Source organism: Massilia sp. Root133 (assembly GCF_001426525.1).
Taxonomy (GTDB): domain Bacteria; phylum Pseudomonadota; class Gammaproteobacteria; order Burkholderiales; family Burkholderiaceae_D; genus Telluria; species Telluria orientalis.
On the sequence record NZ_LMEW01000032.1, the window covers coordinates 18052 to 33959 of the forward strand.

Consider the following 15908-nt stretch of genomic DNA (forward strand, 5'->3'; position numbering starts at 1 on the left):
AACAGTCAATGCAGCGGCCGCCCCGTCCCGCCCGTGCGTTCGACCCGGATCGCGATGGATTTCGCGGCCGGCACCTTGCTCTCCTTCGCATAGTGCCAGAGCGGAATCAGCGGATTACACTCCGGGAAATAGCCCGCGACGCAGCCGGCCGGTACGCTGTATTCCACGACGCGCAAGCCTTCGACCTTGCGCTCGACGCCATCGTCGACGGCCGTGCTGGCCGTGACAATGTCACCGTCGGCCAGGCCCAGGCGGGCCATGTCCGTGCCGGCCATGAACAGGACGTCGCGGTCCTGCACGCCGCGGAAACGGTCTTCCAGGCTGTAGATCGTCGTGTTGAACTGGCCGTCGCTGCGCACTGTGAACAGGCGCAGGGCGTCCTCGGGCACGGGCATGTCGGGGTCCGCGGACAAGGTGTCCGGCACGGTGAAATTCGCCTTGCCGGTCGGCGTGTTCCACTTGCGGTCCGCTGCCGCCAGCGGTTTGCGGAAGCCGCCAGGCTGCCACATGCGCTCGTTGAAATCGTGGAAGATCTTCGGGTACGTCGCGGCGATGGCGTCGCGCACCTTCGCATAGTCCGCCACCCATCCATCCCAGTCGACCTTAGGATTCGGGTCGAGCAGTGCTTTCGCGATGCCGGCCACGATGGCCGGTTCGGACAAGAGCGTGTCCGCCGCCGGTTCGGCGCGGCCGCGCGAGCCGTGCATGCAGCCCGTGGAATCTTCCATCGACACGGACTGCTCGCCGCTGGCCTGGCGGTCGATCTCGATGCGGCCCAGGCAGGGCAGCAGGTATGCCGTCTTGCCGTGCACGAGGTGGCTGCGGTTCAGCTTGGTCGAGATCTGCACCGTGAGCGGGACGGCGCGCCAGGCGGCGTCCATCTGGCCGTGGTCGGGCACGGCGCGCACGAGGTTGCCGCCGAGGCTGATCAACGCCTGCAGCTTGCCGCCCTTGATCGCCTCGCACATCTCCACGGTGTTCATGCCCTTGTCGCGCGGCGGCTCGAACCCGTACAGCTCCTTCAGCTTGTCCAACGGCGCCAGTTCCGGCTTTTCCGTGATGCCGACCGTGCGCTGCCCTTGCACGTTCGAGTGGCCCCGCACCGGGCAGATGCCGGCGCCCGGCTTGCCCATATTCCCCCGCAACAGCAGGACGTTGACGAGCATCTGCACGTTCAGCACCCCGTTGCGGTGCTGCGTGAGGCCCATGCCATAGATGCCGATCACCTGCTTCGCACGGAGGTACGTGCCGGCCGCCTGCTCGATCTGCGCTTGCGTGAGACCCGATTCCTTTTCGATCTCGTCCCACGTGCGGGCGCGTATCGCGGCCGCGAAATCCTCGAAGCCGTGGCAATGTTCTTCGATGAAGGCGGTGTCGAGGGCGCGCGGTCCGCCGGTCGTCAGTGCGCGCTCGTCCGCCTCCAGCACGGCCTTGCACAGGCCCGTCAGCGCCGCCACGTCGCCGCCGGCCTTCACCTGGTGGTATTGGGTGCTGATCACGGTCTCGTGGCCGCTCAGCATCTCGAGCGGGGATTGCGGGTTCACGAAGCTGACGAGGCCGCGCTCGCGCAGCGGATTGAACGTGACGATGGGGACGCCGCGCTTTCTCGCCTCCTGCAACTGGTGCAGCATGCGCGGGCTGTTCACGCCCACGTTCTGGCCGAAGAAGAAGATGCAGTCGGTCTGTTCGAAGTCGTCCAGCACGACGGTCCCGATCGGCACGCCGATCGTCTTCGGCAGCGCGACGGACGTGCTTTCGTGGCACATGTTGGAACTGTCCGGCAAGTTGTTGTTGCCGTACATGCGCGCCAGCAGCTGGTACATGTACGAGGTTTCCAGCGAGGCGCGGCCCGAGCTGTAGAACGCGACCTGTTTGGGATCCATCTTGCGCAGTTCGGCACCGATTTCGGCAAACGCGCGGTCCCAGGTGATTTCCACGTAGCGGTCCAGCGCGCCGTCGTAGCGCATGGGCACCGTCAGGCGGCCCGCTTCCTCGAGCTCGTGGTCGTTCCAGCCTTCCAGTTCGCGTAGCGTATGGCGCTTGAAGAACGCCGGGTCGAGGCGCTTGCTCGTGATTTCCCACGCCGTCGCCTTGGCGCCGCTTTCGCAGAACTCGGCCGGATGCGGATGGGCCGGCTTCGCCCATGAACAGCTCACGCACATGAAGCCGTCCGGCTTGTTCTGCTGCATCAGCAACTGCGTGCCCTCGAGGGGGACGCGTTCCTTCAGCAGGATCGTGGTGACTTCCTTCACCGAGCCCCAGCCGCCGGCTGGGATTTGCGGTTCGTTCGGTTCGTTTGGTTTGCCGCCGTGCTTGCTCATGATCAGACTCCCAATGCGCGATACCGTGGAGCTTGATCCGATGGCGCAACCATGTCTGTTCGACAGCGCACACGCAAAATCGGCAAATCCGTGCACTGCGTACGGCGTTGCACAGACCGCCGGGGCCGCGCGCGCCGATGATCTGCCCATCATCATTCAAACCACTGGACCCCATCATGACCGCCCCGATCCCGTTCGAACCGCGTTTCGAAAGCCTGGAAGACGACGAAGCGCAGACCAGCTTCGACCTGCAGACGACGATGCGCAGCATTTCCACGAAGACGTACGAGGATTCCGGCCGCGCGCTGCGCAGCGTGCACGCCAAGACGCACGGCCTGCTGGTGGGCGAACTGACCGTCGAGGCGGGGCTGCCGGACGCGTACGCGCAGGGCCTGTTCGCCCAGCCGGGCATGTATCCCGTCGTGATGCGGCTGTCGACGACGCCGGGCGACGTGCTGACGGACGACGTTTCCACGCCACGCGGCATGGGGATCAAGGTCGTCGGCGTCGAAGGCCCGCGCGTGGGCGGGAGCGAGCACGACGTCACGCAGGACTTCGTGCTCGTCAACGGTCCCGTGTTCAGTGCGCCGAACGCGCAGAAATTCCTCGGCAGCGCCAAACTGCTGGCCGCGACGACGGACAAGGCGCCGAACCTCAAGCGCCTGTTTTCCGCGCTGGCGCGCGGCGCCGAACAGGCGGTGGAAGCCGTCGGCGGCGGCAGCGTGACGTTGAAGGCGCTGGGCGGCCATCCGGAAACGCATCCGCTCGGCGAGACGTATTACAGCCAGGTGCCGATCCTGTACGGCCGCTACATGGCGAAGGTGCAGGTGGCGCCCGTGTCGCCCGCGTTGACGGCGCTCGCGGGCAGCCACGTCGACCTGGAGGGCCGCCCGGACGGCCTGCGCGACGCGGTCGTCGGCCATTTCGCGGACGAAGGGGGACAGTGGGAAGTGCGGGTGCAGCTGTGCACGGACATCGACCGCATGCCGATCGAGGACGCGTCCGTCGAATGGCCGGAAGACTTGAGCCCGTACGTGACCGTGGCGCGCCTGCGCGCGGCGCCGCAGAAAGCGTATGGCGAGGACCTGGCGCGCCTCGTCGACGACGGCATGCAGTTCAATCCGTGGCATGCGCTGGCCGCGCATCGCCCGCTCGGCTCGATCATGCGGGTGCGCAAGGCGGTGTATGCGATGTCGAAGCGCTTCCGCGCGGAGCGCAACGGCAGCGCGATCGCGGAGCCGCGCGACGTCGAGGGGGTGAAAGCCGCGGCGCGGCGCTGATGGTATCATCGGCGTCGATGAATTCTCTTCACGATCCCGAGACCGACGCCTTGCCGCCCACGGCGCAGCCGCGGCGTGTGCTGCGCATGCGCGCGGGCGTACTCGCCGAGGTGGACGACCTGGTCGTCGACGAGGTTCCCGTCGCACTGGTCTACAACGGGATCTCGCATGCCGTCATGATGGCCACGCCGGCCGACCTGGAAGACTTTGCGCTGGGCTTCACGCTGAGCGAAGAGATCATCGTGGGGCCGGGCCAGTGCTACGGGATCGACGTCGAGCCGGCCGCGGGCGGCATCGCCGTGCAGATCGAGATCGCCGGCAGCGCGTTCTTGGCGCTGAAGGAGCGCCGCCGCAGCCTGACGGGGCGCACGGGCTGCGGCCTGTGCGGCGTGGACAGCCTGGATCAGGTCTGCCGCGCGTTGCCGTCCCTGGCGCCGGCGCGCGGCTTCCACGTCGATGGCGTACGGCGCGCGCTGGGCGCAATCGGCGCGGAACAGACACTGACGAAGCTGACCGGCGCGGCCCACGCGGCCGCCTGGTGCGGCATGGACGGCACCCTGCGCATCGTGCGCGAGGACGTCGGCCGCCACAACGCGCTGGACAAGGTGATCGGCGCGATGGCGCGCGAACGCGCGGCGCCCGGCGCCGGTTTCCTGTTGATCACCAGCCGGGTCAGTTTCGAGATGGCGCAGAAGGCCGCGGTGGCGGGCGTGTCGGCACTGGTCGGCATGTCGGCGCCGACCCTGGCCGCCGTCGAACTGGCCGACAAGGCCGGGCTGACGCTGCTCGCGTTCGCGCGCGGGAACGACTTCGTCTGCTATACGCACGCCGACCGGCTCGGCCTGGCCGGCGCGTGACAATCAGCCGGAGACGAGCGCCAGCAACGCGTCCCGGTCGGCCGCGTGCTGGCGCTGGGCCGTGACGCGGTCCCACAGCAGGAACATGCCGTACGCCCATTGCGCCACCAATTCCGCTTCCCCGGCCGGCCGCGTCGCCGCGCTGCCCAGCAGGCGTTCGATCTCCGCGTGCGTCTGGGTGGTGACCTGCTCGTAATTCCACACGCCTTTCGGCCGCATCTTCTGGCGGGCACGGTAGCGGCGCGCCCGCTCGGCGTCGCTGAGCTTGTCCTCCTTCGGCGGACGGCCGCGCTTCTTCGCCAGCGCCGCGTCGAGCGGCAATTCGATCGTGCTCAGGTCTTCCGGTTGCTTCATGGTGCGGTCGAGAATGATTGTCGCGCCATTATTCGTGACGCATTTCAATAAAGCAATAGGGAACTGCGCGTGCGCTGGCCTGCCTAACGGTGCGGGAGGCTGATGACAACCCTTGTGCCGGGAGGTCTTATGGCAACCAATCGCATCGCAATCGCCTGCCAGGGCGGCGGCAGCCACGCCGCGTACACGGGCGGCGTCCTTCCCATCCTGCTCGAGCAGTTCGACAACCGTGCCGACGAGGACGGCGCCGACCGGACGGCGCTCAGCGCGATCAGCGGCACGTCCGGCGGCGCCATCAGCGCGCTGCTCGGCTGGTACGGCTTCATCACGGGCGGCGCGCCCGAGGCGGGGCGGCGGCTGGACGCGTTCTGGCAGGGCAATTCCGCGCTCGGTCTCGTCGAGTCGACGGTCAACCATGTGTGCCGCGGCCTCGCCGACCTGGCCGCGATGGGCGGCTGGGACATCAAATCCAGCCCGTACGTGTGGCCGCTCGCGGGCATGGAGCGATGGAACGCGACCGCATGGCCGGCGCTGGCCCGCATGCTCGGGCCGGACAATCCCTGGATGCGCCCCGGCTTCTTTTCGCTGCCGGCGCTGCTGCGCCCGGGCGTGGACTGGCCGCTCGTCGCGCTGCTGGGCGAGTTCGCCAGTATTCCGACCGAGGTGGAGCGCTGGCTGCGCAGCGACCTGGAGGCGGCCATGTTCCCGCCGACGGCACCCTGCCAGGAACGCTACCGGGCCGACCGGGGCGCGGTCGAGGGCCGCATCGCGAACAAGCTCGGCGCCGCCGACCGCCTGCGCGCGCGCATGGCGCAGATCGGCGTCCAGCCCGGCAGCCTGCTGCACGCCGCGCTGGAGCGGTGGCGTCCGCCCGCGGTGCGCTTCGACGCCGAGGCGCTGGGGCAGCTTGCCGATGCCGTGCGCCTCACCTTGCGTCCGATCCCGCGCCTGCTGCTGGGCGCCGTGGAATTGCACGAAGGGGAATTCGTCGCGTTCAGTTCCGAGCGGGCGCCGGGCGACGGCGGCATCTCGCTCGACGCCGTGCTGGCGTCCGCCGCCGTCCCGTGGCTGTTCCGCGCGCACGAGATGGCCGGACTCGACGAGACGACGCTCGCCCCGCGCCCGCTGACCTTGTGGGACGGGCTGTTCTCGCAGAATCCGCCGATCCGCAACTTCCTGTCCGGGGTGGCGGACGACGACAGAAAGCCGGACGCCATCTGGGTCGTGCAGATCAACCCCAGCCAGGCCAGGCTAGCTGCGGACGGACCGCATATCGCCCTCAACGGCGGCGAGATCTGGGACGTGCGCAATGCGCTGGGCGGCAATCTGGCCATGAACCAGGAACTGGGTTTCGTCGATGCGATCAACCGCCGCATGGAAAGCGGCCGCGGCGACGATGCGTCCCCCGCCAGCGCGGCGGCGCAGCGGCGCGACAAGCTCGTGCGGGTCGACCGCATCGTCATGGATTGCACGGCCGTCGAGGCGGCGGCCGGCATGCCGCTGGGCGCGAACTCCAAGCTGGACCGAGACCCGGCCCTGCGCGGCGCGCTGTGGGACCATGGCGCGGCGCAGGCACGGCGCTACCTGGCCCTGCGCGAGCATATGCCGAGTCTGTTCGCCGGCCTGGACGGCACCCTGGCCGGTGCGTGCGCGTGCGCGGCGGGCCAGCGTCCGGATGGGGCCGGCGGCACGGTCCGGCCGGACGGCGCGGCACACTTCGGCGAGCTCGTCATCGATGGGGCGACCGTCCACGGCATCGCGCCGGACGTCCCCAGGACGCCGCAGGCCGTCGTCGCCTGGCGCTCGGCGCACACGCTGATCAATGGGCGGCCCGTACGCATCGAAGGACAGTCGGAGCTCATGGTGGCGGATGCCGGCTGGCGGCTGAAGGACGTGCGGATCACGGCCGTCGTGCCGAAGCCGCCGTCCGGGCGGACGCCCGCGCCGGCGCGGGCGCGGGCGCGGGCGCGGGCGGGGCGGCAATCCGTGCCGGTACGGGCGCCATCGGACGCCCGGCACTGAATATATAATGTGCAATCGGCAACGATCCCGGTAGAATGACAGGGTTGTACATTCGTAAATACTGTCAAGGAGTCGGGAATCGTGGGTTCACCATTCAAAAGGTCGGCGGCGGCCGTTGCCGCCGTCTGTACGCTCGTGGGCGGCGCCTGTTTTGCACAGGACGCCGGTCCGCAAAGCATCGTCGTCACGGGCCAGCGGAGCACGTCGTCGTGGGTGCGGGCCGAGAGCGCCCACGTCGTCGTCCTGTCGGACGCGCCGCGCGACGACGTGGCCCGGCTCGTGGAACACCTGGAGCGCCTCGACAGCCTGCTGCGCGTGTACACGGACGACTACCGCCCCAAGTCGGCCGGCCCTGAGGCCAAGCTGAACCTCGTGTACCTGAACGACGTGCGCGACCTCGACCGCGTGGCGGCGGACCGCCCGGCCAACGGCATCGCGCTGTTCCGCGATTGCACGGACGGCACCCAGGGCTTCCTCGTGCGGACGGCGCCGCTGGCCGCCATCGACGACGACAAGCTCGTCAAGACGCCCCTCGACGAAGGACTTTCGTACGCGTCGGAAGCGTATGCACGCCACTTCCTGTATCGTCACACGGACGTGCGCGGCCCGTCCGCCTGGATCGAAGGCTTCGCGAATTATTTCGCGGGCGTGCGCTTCGGCGCCACGCAGATGGTGATCGGCCGCACGCCGCCGGGCGTGGGCCGGTATTTCTATTTCCTCGACCAGGGCCACCGCTACAACCTCGACTATGCCGACGTACTGGGGCCGCGCCCGTTCGCGAACCTGTCCGACACGCGGCGCCGGGCCGCGGGCGTGGAATTCGAGGCGCGTTCCTGGCTCCTCGCGCACTACATCCTCGGGGCCGGCGAACGGCGCAGGAAGCTGGGGACGTTCCTGAATGCCGTCCACCAGGGTACCGACCCGGCCGCCGCGCTGCGCGACGCGTTCGGCCTGGACGTGGGCGATGCGTCGACCGCGCTGTGGCGCTACCGGCTGCAGCGGGCCGAGGTCATGCGCGTGGAGCAGCCGCCCGGTCCGCGTCCGGAGATTGCCATCACGACGATGTCCGCGACGTCCGGCGGCTTCATGCTCGCCGACGCGGCCTTGAAGGCCTGTCCGGCCCCCGCGCAGGGGGAGGCGCTGCTGCGCACGCTGACGGCCGACGCCGGTGCCGTCCCGAACGTCGAAGCGGGGCAACTGGCCCTGAACCGGGCCCGCGTCGACTGGGGCGATCCGGCCGCCGCGCTGCCGTGGCTGGAGAAGACCGCGCGCCATGCCGATGCCGGCCCCGACGTGCTGTTGCTGCTGGCGCGGGCGCACCTGAAGCTGGCCGCGCATCTCGACGCCGGCGCACGCGCGCCGCACCTCGACGCCGCCCGCGCCGGTCTCGCGCGGGCGCGCGAGCGGGATCCGGGCGCCGGCGCCGTCGCGCTGGCGGCGCTCGACCTGTCGCTGCTGGCCGGCGGCAAGCCCAGTCCCGAAGCACTGGACGGCGTATTGACGGCGTGGCGCACGGGCCGGGATGCGCGCACGCTGGCGCGCGCGGCGGTGCTCGCGTCCTGCTACCGGGTCGACGTGCCCACGGCCGAGCACATCCTGCGCACGCTGGAGAACGACGTCCGCGACCCGGCCACGGCCGCGTGGGCGGCGGCGTTCCAGCGCCGCCTGGACGGGGGCCTGAGCCTGGCCGACATCACGGCGGAAATGCGCCTGGTCACGGCTGCCGGCGGCTTCAGCGAATGGACGATCGACCAGGTCAGCGTGATGCGCGACGTCGAATACAATGCGGGGCTGGAGGACGCCCGGGGCTTTTTCGAGCAGCAGATGCAGAACCCGGATCCGTCCAAGGCATTGCTGAACCCGCCGACGAGCCGCTAAAAAAAGCTGGAACTTTTTTGGGTAGCCGGAGGAATACGGATTCATGCTCCGGCGTTTCCACTCACTGATCCTGTTCGATGATTCCGACCAAGCACGCGCTGAAAATCCTTCCCGCCTTACTCGTTACCTGTTTCGCCGTACCGGCGTCGTTCGCACAAACGGCGCCGCCCGCCGCCAAGACCGCACCGGACACGCAGTCCGACGGCGGGGTCGCGACCGTGGAGGTGGTCGCGACGCGCCCGACCAACAAGGTCGACCGCGATGTTTACGACCTCAAGAACGACATCAGCGTGAGCAACGCGTCCGCCGCCGACATCCTGAACAACGTGCCGTCCGTCACGGTCGACCAGGACGGCAACGTGGCGCTGCGCGGCAACCAGAACGTGCAGATCATGGTCAACGGCAAGCGCGACGCTCAGTTCCAGGGCCAGAACCGGGGCGACGCGCTGAATGCGTTCCCGGCCGAGGCCATCGAATCCATCGAGGTGATCAACGTGCCCGGCGCCGAATTCGGCAACGAGGGCGGCAGCGGGCCGATCATCAACCTCGTCCTCAAGCGCAACCGCAAGGCCGGCTCGCGCGCGAACATGAGCGTCAACAAGGGCACCGAGGGCCGCGGCAACGCCTTCCTCAACGGCGAGCATGCGGAAGGCCCGTACTCGATCTCCGGCAACATCGGTGTGAGAGAGTACGTGCGCAACAGCCATAACGAATCCCAGCGGGAGGATCTCGATCCGGCCACCGGCGCCGTCAAGGACTCGCAGGACTCGGTGGGCAACCGGCAGGGCCGGTCGAAATCGCTGAACCTCGCGTCGACGTTCACCTACAACGTCGGGGAGCGCGACCAGGCCGGCGCCACCGTCAGCTATTCGAAGATCCGCAACGAGAGCGACAGCACGACCTCGACCCAGCGATTCGCGGCGGACGACGCGCCGCTGGCCGATTTCACGAGCCGGTCGCAGAGCCGCTCGCCGGCCGAGAACTTTGGCATCGGCGCGTCGTACGACCACAAGAGCGGCGTGCCGGGCGAAGACCTGAAGTTCGACCTGCGCTACACGGGCCAGAACAATCATTCCGATTCGGACGTCTTCTACGACTACCGCCTGCGGCCGACGCCGTTCATCGCGAACAGCCTGCGCTCGACCGACCGGCGCAACCGCATCCTCGACATCTCCGTCGACTACGAGCGCAACGTCTGGGACACGTGGCACCTGAAGGCGGGGGCGAAGGTCGCGGACAGCAAGACGAACAATCCGACGAACTACCTCGGCCAGGACCCCGTCACGGGCGAGTACGTGCCGGTGGCGAGCCGCATCAGCGATTTCGAATCGAACGACCGCAACGCGGCCATCTACGGCATCCTGTCCACGAAGCTGGGCAAGAATCTCAGCATCCAGGGCGGCCTGCGCGGCGAGTACACGGAACTCGACGTCCACCAGCCCCTGCTGGCCGAGGAAGACAAGTATTACTACATGAACTGGCTGCCGAGCTTTTACGTGACGCGCGACATCGGCACCGACGGCATGCTGCAGTTCCGTGCCTCGCGCCGTATCGCGCGGCCGAACGAGCGCGACCTGAACCCGAACCTCGTCTACCTCAGCGACTTCAGCGCGCGGCTCGGCAACCCGCACCTGCAGCCGGTGAACAACGACAACTTCGAGGTGGCGTACCGCGACCGCCTGTTCGGCGTGGACAGCAGCTTCGTCCTGTTCAAGCGGCGCGAGTCGCCCATGATCGGCAACCGCAGCTTCGCGCTCACGCTCGATCCGAACGTGATCGTGACGTCGCCCATCAATTTCGGCACCAACGATTCAGTCGGCCTCGACCTGAATTTCAACATGCGCCAGCTGTTCGTGCCGGGCCTGTCCGCCAACCTCGGGGCGACGCTGGCCAACGAAAAGCGCCAGCGCATCTCCAACTTCACGACCGACACGACGGCCGTGGAGCAGACGAACCGCCGGGAAAACATCAAGCTGCGGCTCGCGTACCAGGTGGGCATGGAATCGCTGCAGCTGAGCGTCAACCGCAACGGCGCCACCTTGAACGGCCAGGGCATCAACAGCGCCGTCACGATGACGAACTTCACGTGGATGCACCGCATCACGCCGCGCCTGTCGCTGAACCTCAACGTGAACAACGTCTTCCACACCGGGAACATGGAGAGCGACATCGAGAACGAGGTGCTGCGCCTGCATACGCTGAACGTGAGCCAGCCGCGCATCGTGCAGATCGGCCTGCGCTACCAGTGGGGCGGCGTGACGGGCGACGAGCGCCTGCGCAACGGCAACCGCGGCATGTTCCGCGGCGGCCGGGGCGAAGGCGGCCCCGGCGGCGGCTTCGGCAATGGCGGGGGCGGGTTCGGACCCGGCGGCGGAGGCGGTGGCGGCGGGGGCTTCTGAACGCCTGCGCTTACGGAAACGGCCGCAGCGCGATGCCGTGTTCGTACAGCCTGGGCAGCCACGCCTGCTCGAAGATGCGCCGGAACCCCAGGTTCGTCGGGTGCATTTCGTTCGACCAGTAATCGCGGTACGTGTGGTCGCGCGGCAGGATGCCGCGGCTGTCGATGTGCACGACGCCCGGCGTCACGGCCGCCAGCGGCGCGAGCAGGTCGTCGTTCAGGCGGTCGATCATGAGGCGCGCGATCGCGCTGCGCAGCGCCAGGTCCGGCGGGACGCCGCGCCGGTCCAGCGCCGGCGCGAGCCATGGCCCGGCGTGGATCAGGCCGAACTCGAAGCCCCGGCCGTCCGGCACCGGGTAGTCGTAGCCATGCACGAAGATGGGCGCCAGGGTGGCGCTGGCGTGCTTCGCGACGCGGATCGACGCGATCAGCCGCGTGAGGGCCTGGCGCAGCCGGAACAGCATGTCGTCCATGCCGCGGCCGTCGATCCAGCCATGTGCATCGGTGCCGGGCGGGCGATGGTCGAACAGCGCGAGGTCCACGTCGACGGCGTCGTTGCCCGCCCCGCTGATATAGAACTCCGCAAACCCTTCCACGAAGCCGGGACGGAGGAAATGCTCGACCGTGTCGGCATACTTGCCGTCGCCGACGTAATCCTTGAGCCGCGCGCCGTTGTAGCCCACGAGCTGGATGTTGCGATGGTCGTCGGACAGGGCCGGATGGTTGATCATCGTGCCCAGGATATTGTTGTTGACGTACCAGAACCAGGAATCGCCGATGGCGAGCGCGGACGGATAGCCGATGTCGGCGTTGTCCCAGCGCTCTTCGGGTTTGTAGATGTGCGGCATGATGGCCTCCGTTCCACGTATTGTGCACTGACCGGGAACAAGAAGGCGCATTGACGCAAAACAAAGATGTCGTGATGCGTCACACAAAATGCGGAGCAGGGTGGCCGCTCCGCATACCATGTCAGAGCGACTTCAGGAACGCCAGCAGCGCCTCGCGGTCGGCCTTGCCGAGGTTTTCGAAGCGCACGCGTGCCTGCGTGGCCTCGCCGCCGTGCCACAGGATCGCCTCCGTCAGAGTGCGGGCGCGGCCGTCGTGCAAATAGCCCACACGCGCCGCGTTGCCCATCACCTTGTCCGTGTAGCCGATGCCCCACAGCGGCGCCGTGCGCCACATCGCGCCCGTCGCCTGGCCTTCCGCGAACTTGTCCGCCAGGCCGTCGCCCATGTCGTGCAGCAGCAGGTCGGAGTACGGGTGGATGGTCTGGTTGCGCAGTTCCGCGAACAAATGGCCGCTGCCCGTCTTCATCTCCGCCGTGTGGCAGGCGGTGCAACGCATGCCCTGGAACAGCTTCGCGCCGGCGCCGACCTGCACCGGATCGACCCGGTGCTCGTCGAGCGGTGCGACGCCTTTCGGGAACCCGCTGGACAGGCTGCGCTGCGCGGGCACGGCGACGAGCGCCAGGTAGTGGGCGATCTTCTGCAGGTCCGCTTCCGCGATCCCGGCTTGCGTGCCGCCGGCGGCGCATGCTGCCGGGCCGTTCACGCAGGCGCGGTTCGGGTAGACGGGCGACGTCACGCCCATGTCGAGGAGGAGCGCTTCGGCCGCCTGGTGGCGCAGAGTCGCTTTCGCCGCCTTCCAGCCGAAGCGGCCGAGGCGCACGGCGCCGCTCTCCGGATCGTAGGCGAAGTTGGCCACGCCGCGCACGCCGTCCACGTCGGGCGTCGTGCGTACGCGCGCGAGGATGTCCGCTTCCGGCACGGCTTCCAGCAGGCCGGTGCCGATCATCGGCTGGGCCGCGCGCAGCGACACGCGCTCCGGCACCGGGCCCTCGAAGGCCAGCGTCGGCTTGCGCAGTTCGACGACGGTGCCGTCCGCGAGCTTGACCGTCTTCGCTTCGAAGCCGGCCACGCGCACGGCGGTGCCCCAGTCGCGGGCGCCGTTCATCTGGATCGCCGTGCCGTATTGCGGGTGCGGCAGCTGGCGGCCATCCGTGCCCGTGACGGCCACGCGCACGGACATCGCGTCCAGCTTCTGGTTGATGCTCGTCGGCGCCGGGCTGCGGCCGTTGTTGACGTGGCAGCCGATGCACGCGGACTGGTTGAAGCGGGCACCCTGCAAACCGACGGCGCCGAGGTAGCGATCGTTGCCCGGCTCATTGTGGTCGCCCGTCGTGAAATTCGTATGGACGAGGCGCCGTCCCTCGACGAAGCGCTGCACGCCCTGCATGCCCGCATTGTTCTGCGGCTGCTGGAACATGAACAGGCCGTTGTCCGAGTAATTGTAGGAGACGGAACCGAGACCGCCGGACAGCGTCGCATCCGGCAGCGGCACGGAATTCAGGCGCGGCTGCGCGCCGTACCACGGCCGCAGGCCCGCCCCGACCACGTACACCCATTCCGGGCCGTAGTAGCGGATGCCGCCGTTGTCGCCTTTCGCGGCCATCGCGTCCGTCGTCGAGAACATCGACGGCGCGACCTCGATGACGTCGCCGACGACGAGCGGCCGGGACGGTACGTCCTTCCCGTTCGGGAAACCGTCCGCGCCGAGATCCGCGTGGCCCGGATATGCCTTCACCAGCAGGGTGCACGCGCCATTGATGCCCGCCGTGGCGGTCAGCCTGCCCGGCGTCGGATACGGCGTCGGCTTGCAGAGCGTGACGTTGCGGTCGACGAGCTCGCCCGGATTCATCCAGCCGTAGCCAGTGACACCGGGCCGGTCGAAGCCGCGGAAGAACGCCACCTGGCCGGGCAGGAAGTCGACCTGGGTGTACTGGTTGTAGACGAGCGTCGGCTTCGTGACGCCCGCCACGCGGCTGTTGTCGATGATCTCGATGCCCCAGGTGCGGTTCTGGAAGTAATGCGGCACGAACGTGAGGTAATTGCCCGGCCCCTTGTCGAGCGGCAGGCCCGTCGCCGGATCGACGGTCTCGTTCGGGCCGTAGCCGATCTCGTTCCAGTCCTCGCCGCGCTCGCGTCCATGGCGGGCCAGCGCGCGGGCGCCGAAGCGCGTGACGAGCGTGCCGTCGGGGAGGGTGAATTGCAGGGTCTCCAGCGGTTCGGCGGAGGCGGGCAAGGGCGCCCATCCGCTGCCCGACGCGGGATAGTTCAGGGGCGACGTGGCGTTGACGGGCAGCGTGTTGTCGCTGCCGGGCGTGCGGAACTCGACCTCGAACAGCGAATAGCCGTATTGCGTGGCGCGCGCGACACCCTGCAGGCGCACGTAGCGCGCGCTCGTGTTCAGGTTGAGGAATTCTTCCGTGCCGCCCTTGCCCTCGGCGACGTAGCGCAGTTGCGTCCACGTCTTGCCGTCGTCGGAGACGCGCAGCGCATATTCCTTGCCATACGCGTTCTCCCAGGTCAGTTTGACTGCGCCGATCGGCGTCGGCACGCCGAAATCGAACTGGATCCAGGCGCCGTCCTCGGCGGCGCTGGCCCAGCGCGTGTCCGGCTTGCCGTCGATCGCCATCGACGCCGCCAGCCCGCCGTTTTCCACCGCCGACGACGTCGCGGCCACCGGCTTGACGATGACTCCAGGCTTGGTGAGGTCGACCGGAATCGGCGTCGGGACGCTGCCGCCCGGCGTGGCGGGCGTGCCGGTAAACGCCTGCATCTCGAAGATCGAATAGCCGTACTGGCTCGAGCGTTTCACACCATGCATGCGCAGGTAGCGGCCCTGGGCGGACAGGCCGCCGACGTCCTCGGTGCCGCCCGTGCTGGCGTCGACGGTCTTGATCGTGGTCCAGTGCACATTGTCGTCCGACACCTGCAGCAGGTATTGCAGGGCGTGCGCGTTTTCCCAGACGATGTTGACGCGGTTGATCGTCACAGTCTTGCCGTAGTCGAGCGTCAGCCACTGGTCGTCCGTGAACCCGCTGCTCCAGCGTGTGGCGGCGTCATGGTCGATCGTTGCGGCGGCCGACAGATCGCCCCGTTCCGACGCGCTGGCGGTCGCGGCGGCGGGCGTCAGCGCGCTTTCCGTCGCGATCTCCGCCGCCGTGCGGGTCATCGACTGGCTGCTCGGCGCGCCCGGATCGCCGGCGCCGCAGGCGGAGAGCAGGGCGCTGGTCAACAGCGCCAGGGTGGATGGTAAGCCTCGATACCGTTGTGGCATGGTTCCTCCTTGAAGGTCAGGTCGCGCGGGATGATCCCGCTGTCGATACGCTCTGGCGGCGCTTGTTATTGTTTCTGCGTCAATAAAGCTGATGACATGATAAGCATCATGTATAAAATGAAAATAACGGCCGTCGCAACGGCCGTTATTGAGACGTTTCCACATGGAAACGTTGCCAAGATAGCTTGGGATCTTGAACGTGTCAAGCGTGCGGCAAACGCGCGATGACCTTGATTTCGACATCGAATCCGTACAGCCAGGTCACGCCGACGGCCGTGACGTTCGGATAGGGCGCCTGGCCCCAGTATTCCTGCGCCACGGCCCAGATACGCTCGAATGTCGACTGGGGCTCGACGATGAACACGGTCACGTCGACCACGTCGTCGAAGCGGCAGCCGGCCGCGGCGAGAACGGCGTTCAGGTTCTCGAAAGCGCGCCGGACCTGGTCCTCAAGGCCGGGTGCGGGCGAGCCGTCGTCGCGGCTGCCGACCTGGCCCGAGACGAACAGGAAGCCGTTGGCGCGCACGGCTGGCGAATAGCGGTTCTTGTCGTACAGCGCCTGGCGGCCCGGCGGGAAAACGACGTCGCGGATAGTCATGGTGGTCTCCTTTGTTGATAAAGAATCTCACTGTAGAGGCTCGACCGTTCCCGATAAATCGGCAAGTCACGCCATCACTGT

The 15908-nt window shown here is 68.1% G+C and carries 10 protein-coding genes; 5 read left to right on the top strand and 5 right to left on the bottom strand.

What is annotated here, in order from left to right; all coding sequences use genetic code 11:
• Positions 1-5 precede the first annotated feature (5 nt).
• Complete coding sequence (locus tag ASD28_RS20755) at positions 6-2321, bottom strand: FdhF/YdeP family oxidoreductase (RefSeq protein ID WP_056132629.1); 2316 nt, start codon at positions 2319-2321, stop codon at positions 6-8.
• Positions 2322-2497: 176 nt separating this feature from the next.
• On the opposite strand from ASD28_RS20755, the gene ASD28_RS20760 reads away from it, so the two are divergent.
• Positions 2498-3601, top strand: a complete 1104-nt coding sequence (locus ASD28_RS20760) for a catalase family protein (RefSeq protein ID WP_082577085.1) — start codon at positions 2498-2500, stop codon at positions 3599-3601.
• Positions 3602-3618: 17 nt separating this feature from the next.
• Positions 3619-4458 (top strand): formate dehydrogenase accessory sulfurtransferase FdhD, encoded by an 840-nt coding sequence (fdhD, locus tag ASD28_RS20765; RefSeq protein ID WP_056133549.1) that lies wholly within the window; start codon positions 3619-3621, stop codon positions 4456-4458.
• A 3-nt stretch (positions 4459-4461) separates the two neighbouring features.
• On the opposite strand, the gene ASD28_RS20770 is transcribed toward fdhD, so the two are convergent.
• On the bottom strand, positions 4462-4812 hold the full coding sequence (locus ASD28_RS20770) for a hypothetical protein (RefSeq protein WP_056132635.1): 351 nt from the start codon (positions 4810-4812) through the stop codon (positions 4462-4464).
• A 129-nt stretch (positions 4813-4941) separates the two neighbouring features.
• Here ASD28_RS20770 and ASD28_RS32315 point away from each other — a divergent pair, with 129 nt between their 5' ends.
• The 3 genes from ASD28_RS32315 (at position 4942) to ASD28_RS20785 (ending at position 11111) form a co-directional block, all read left to right on the top strand.
• Complete coding sequence (locus ASD28_RS32315; RefSeq protein WP_056132637.1) at positions 4942-6834, top strand: hypothetical protein; 1893 nt, start codon at positions 4942-4944, stop codon at positions 6832-6834.
• A gap of 81 nt (positions 6835-6915) precedes the next feature.
• A complete protein-coding gene (locus tag ASD28_RS20780; RefSeq protein WP_056132641.1) occupies positions 6916-8712 on the top strand; it encodes a hypothetical protein in 1797 nt (598 codons plus the stop codon).
• A gap of 77 nt (positions 8713-8789) precedes the next feature.
• Positions 8790-11111, top strand: coding sequence for an outer membrane beta-barrel protein (locus tag ASD28_RS20785; protein ID WP_056132645.1), 2322 nt, complete (start codon positions 8790-8792; stop codon positions 11109-11111).
• A 10-nt stretch (positions 11112-11121) separates the two neighbouring features.
• On the opposite strand, the gene ASD28_RS20790 is transcribed toward ASD28_RS20785, so the two are convergent.
• From ASD28_RS20790 to ASD28_RS20800, 3 genes are all read right to left on the bottom strand, one after another.
• Positions 11122-11958, bottom strand: coding sequence for a hypothetical protein (locus ASD28_RS20790; protein ID WP_056132648.1), 837 nt, complete (start codon positions 11956-11958; stop codon positions 11122-11124).
• Between the two features lie 121 nt (positions 11959-12079).
• A complete protein-coding gene (locus ASD28_RS20795) occupies positions 12080-15229 on the bottom strand; it encodes a di-heme oxidoredictase family protein (protein ID WP_056132652.1) in 3150 nt (1049 codons plus the stop codon).
• A gap of 202 nt (positions 15230-15431) precedes the next feature.
• A complete protein-coding gene (locus ASD28_RS20800; protein WP_056132655.1) occupies positions 15432-15827 on the bottom strand; it encodes a RidA family protein in 396 nt (131 codons plus the stop codon).
• Between the last annotated feature and the right edge of the window lie 81 nt (positions 15828-15908).

Coding starts and splice junctions, on each gene's coding strand:
- ASD28_RS20755 (WP_056132629.1), bottom strand. CDS start 2,321: ATGAGCAAGCACGGCGGCAAACCAAACGAACCGAACGAACCGCAAATC.
- ASD28_RS20760 (WP_082577085.1), top strand. CDS start 2,498: ATGACCGCCCCGATCCCGTTCGAACCGCGTTTCGAAAGCCTGGAAGAC.
- fdhD (WP_056133549.1), top strand. CDS start 3,619: ATGAATTCTCTTCACGATCCCGAGACCGACGCCTTGCCGCCCACGGCG.
- ASD28_RS20770 (WP_056132635.1), bottom strand. CDS start 4,812: ATGAAGCAACCGGAAGACCTGAGCACGATCGAATTGCCGCTCGACGCG.
- ASD28_RS32315 (WP_056132637.1), top strand. CDS start 4,942: ATGGCAACCAATCGCATCGCAATCGCCTGCCAGGGCGGCGGCAGCCAC.
- ASD28_RS20785 (WP_056132645.1), top strand. CDS start 8,790: ATGATTCCGACCAAGCACGCGCTGAAAATCCTTCCCGCCTTACTCGTT.
- ASD28_RS20790 (WP_056132648.1), bottom strand. CDS start 11,958: ATGCCGCACATCTACAAACCCGAAGAGCGCTGGGACAACGCCGACATC.
- ASD28_RS20795 (WP_056132652.1), bottom strand. CDS start 15,229: ATGCCACAACGGTATCGAGGCTTACCATCCACCCTGGCGCTGTTGACC.
- ASD28_RS20800 (WP_056132655.1), bottom strand. CDS start 15,827: ATGACTATCCGCGACGTCGTTTTCCCGCCGGGCCGCCAGGCGCTGTAC.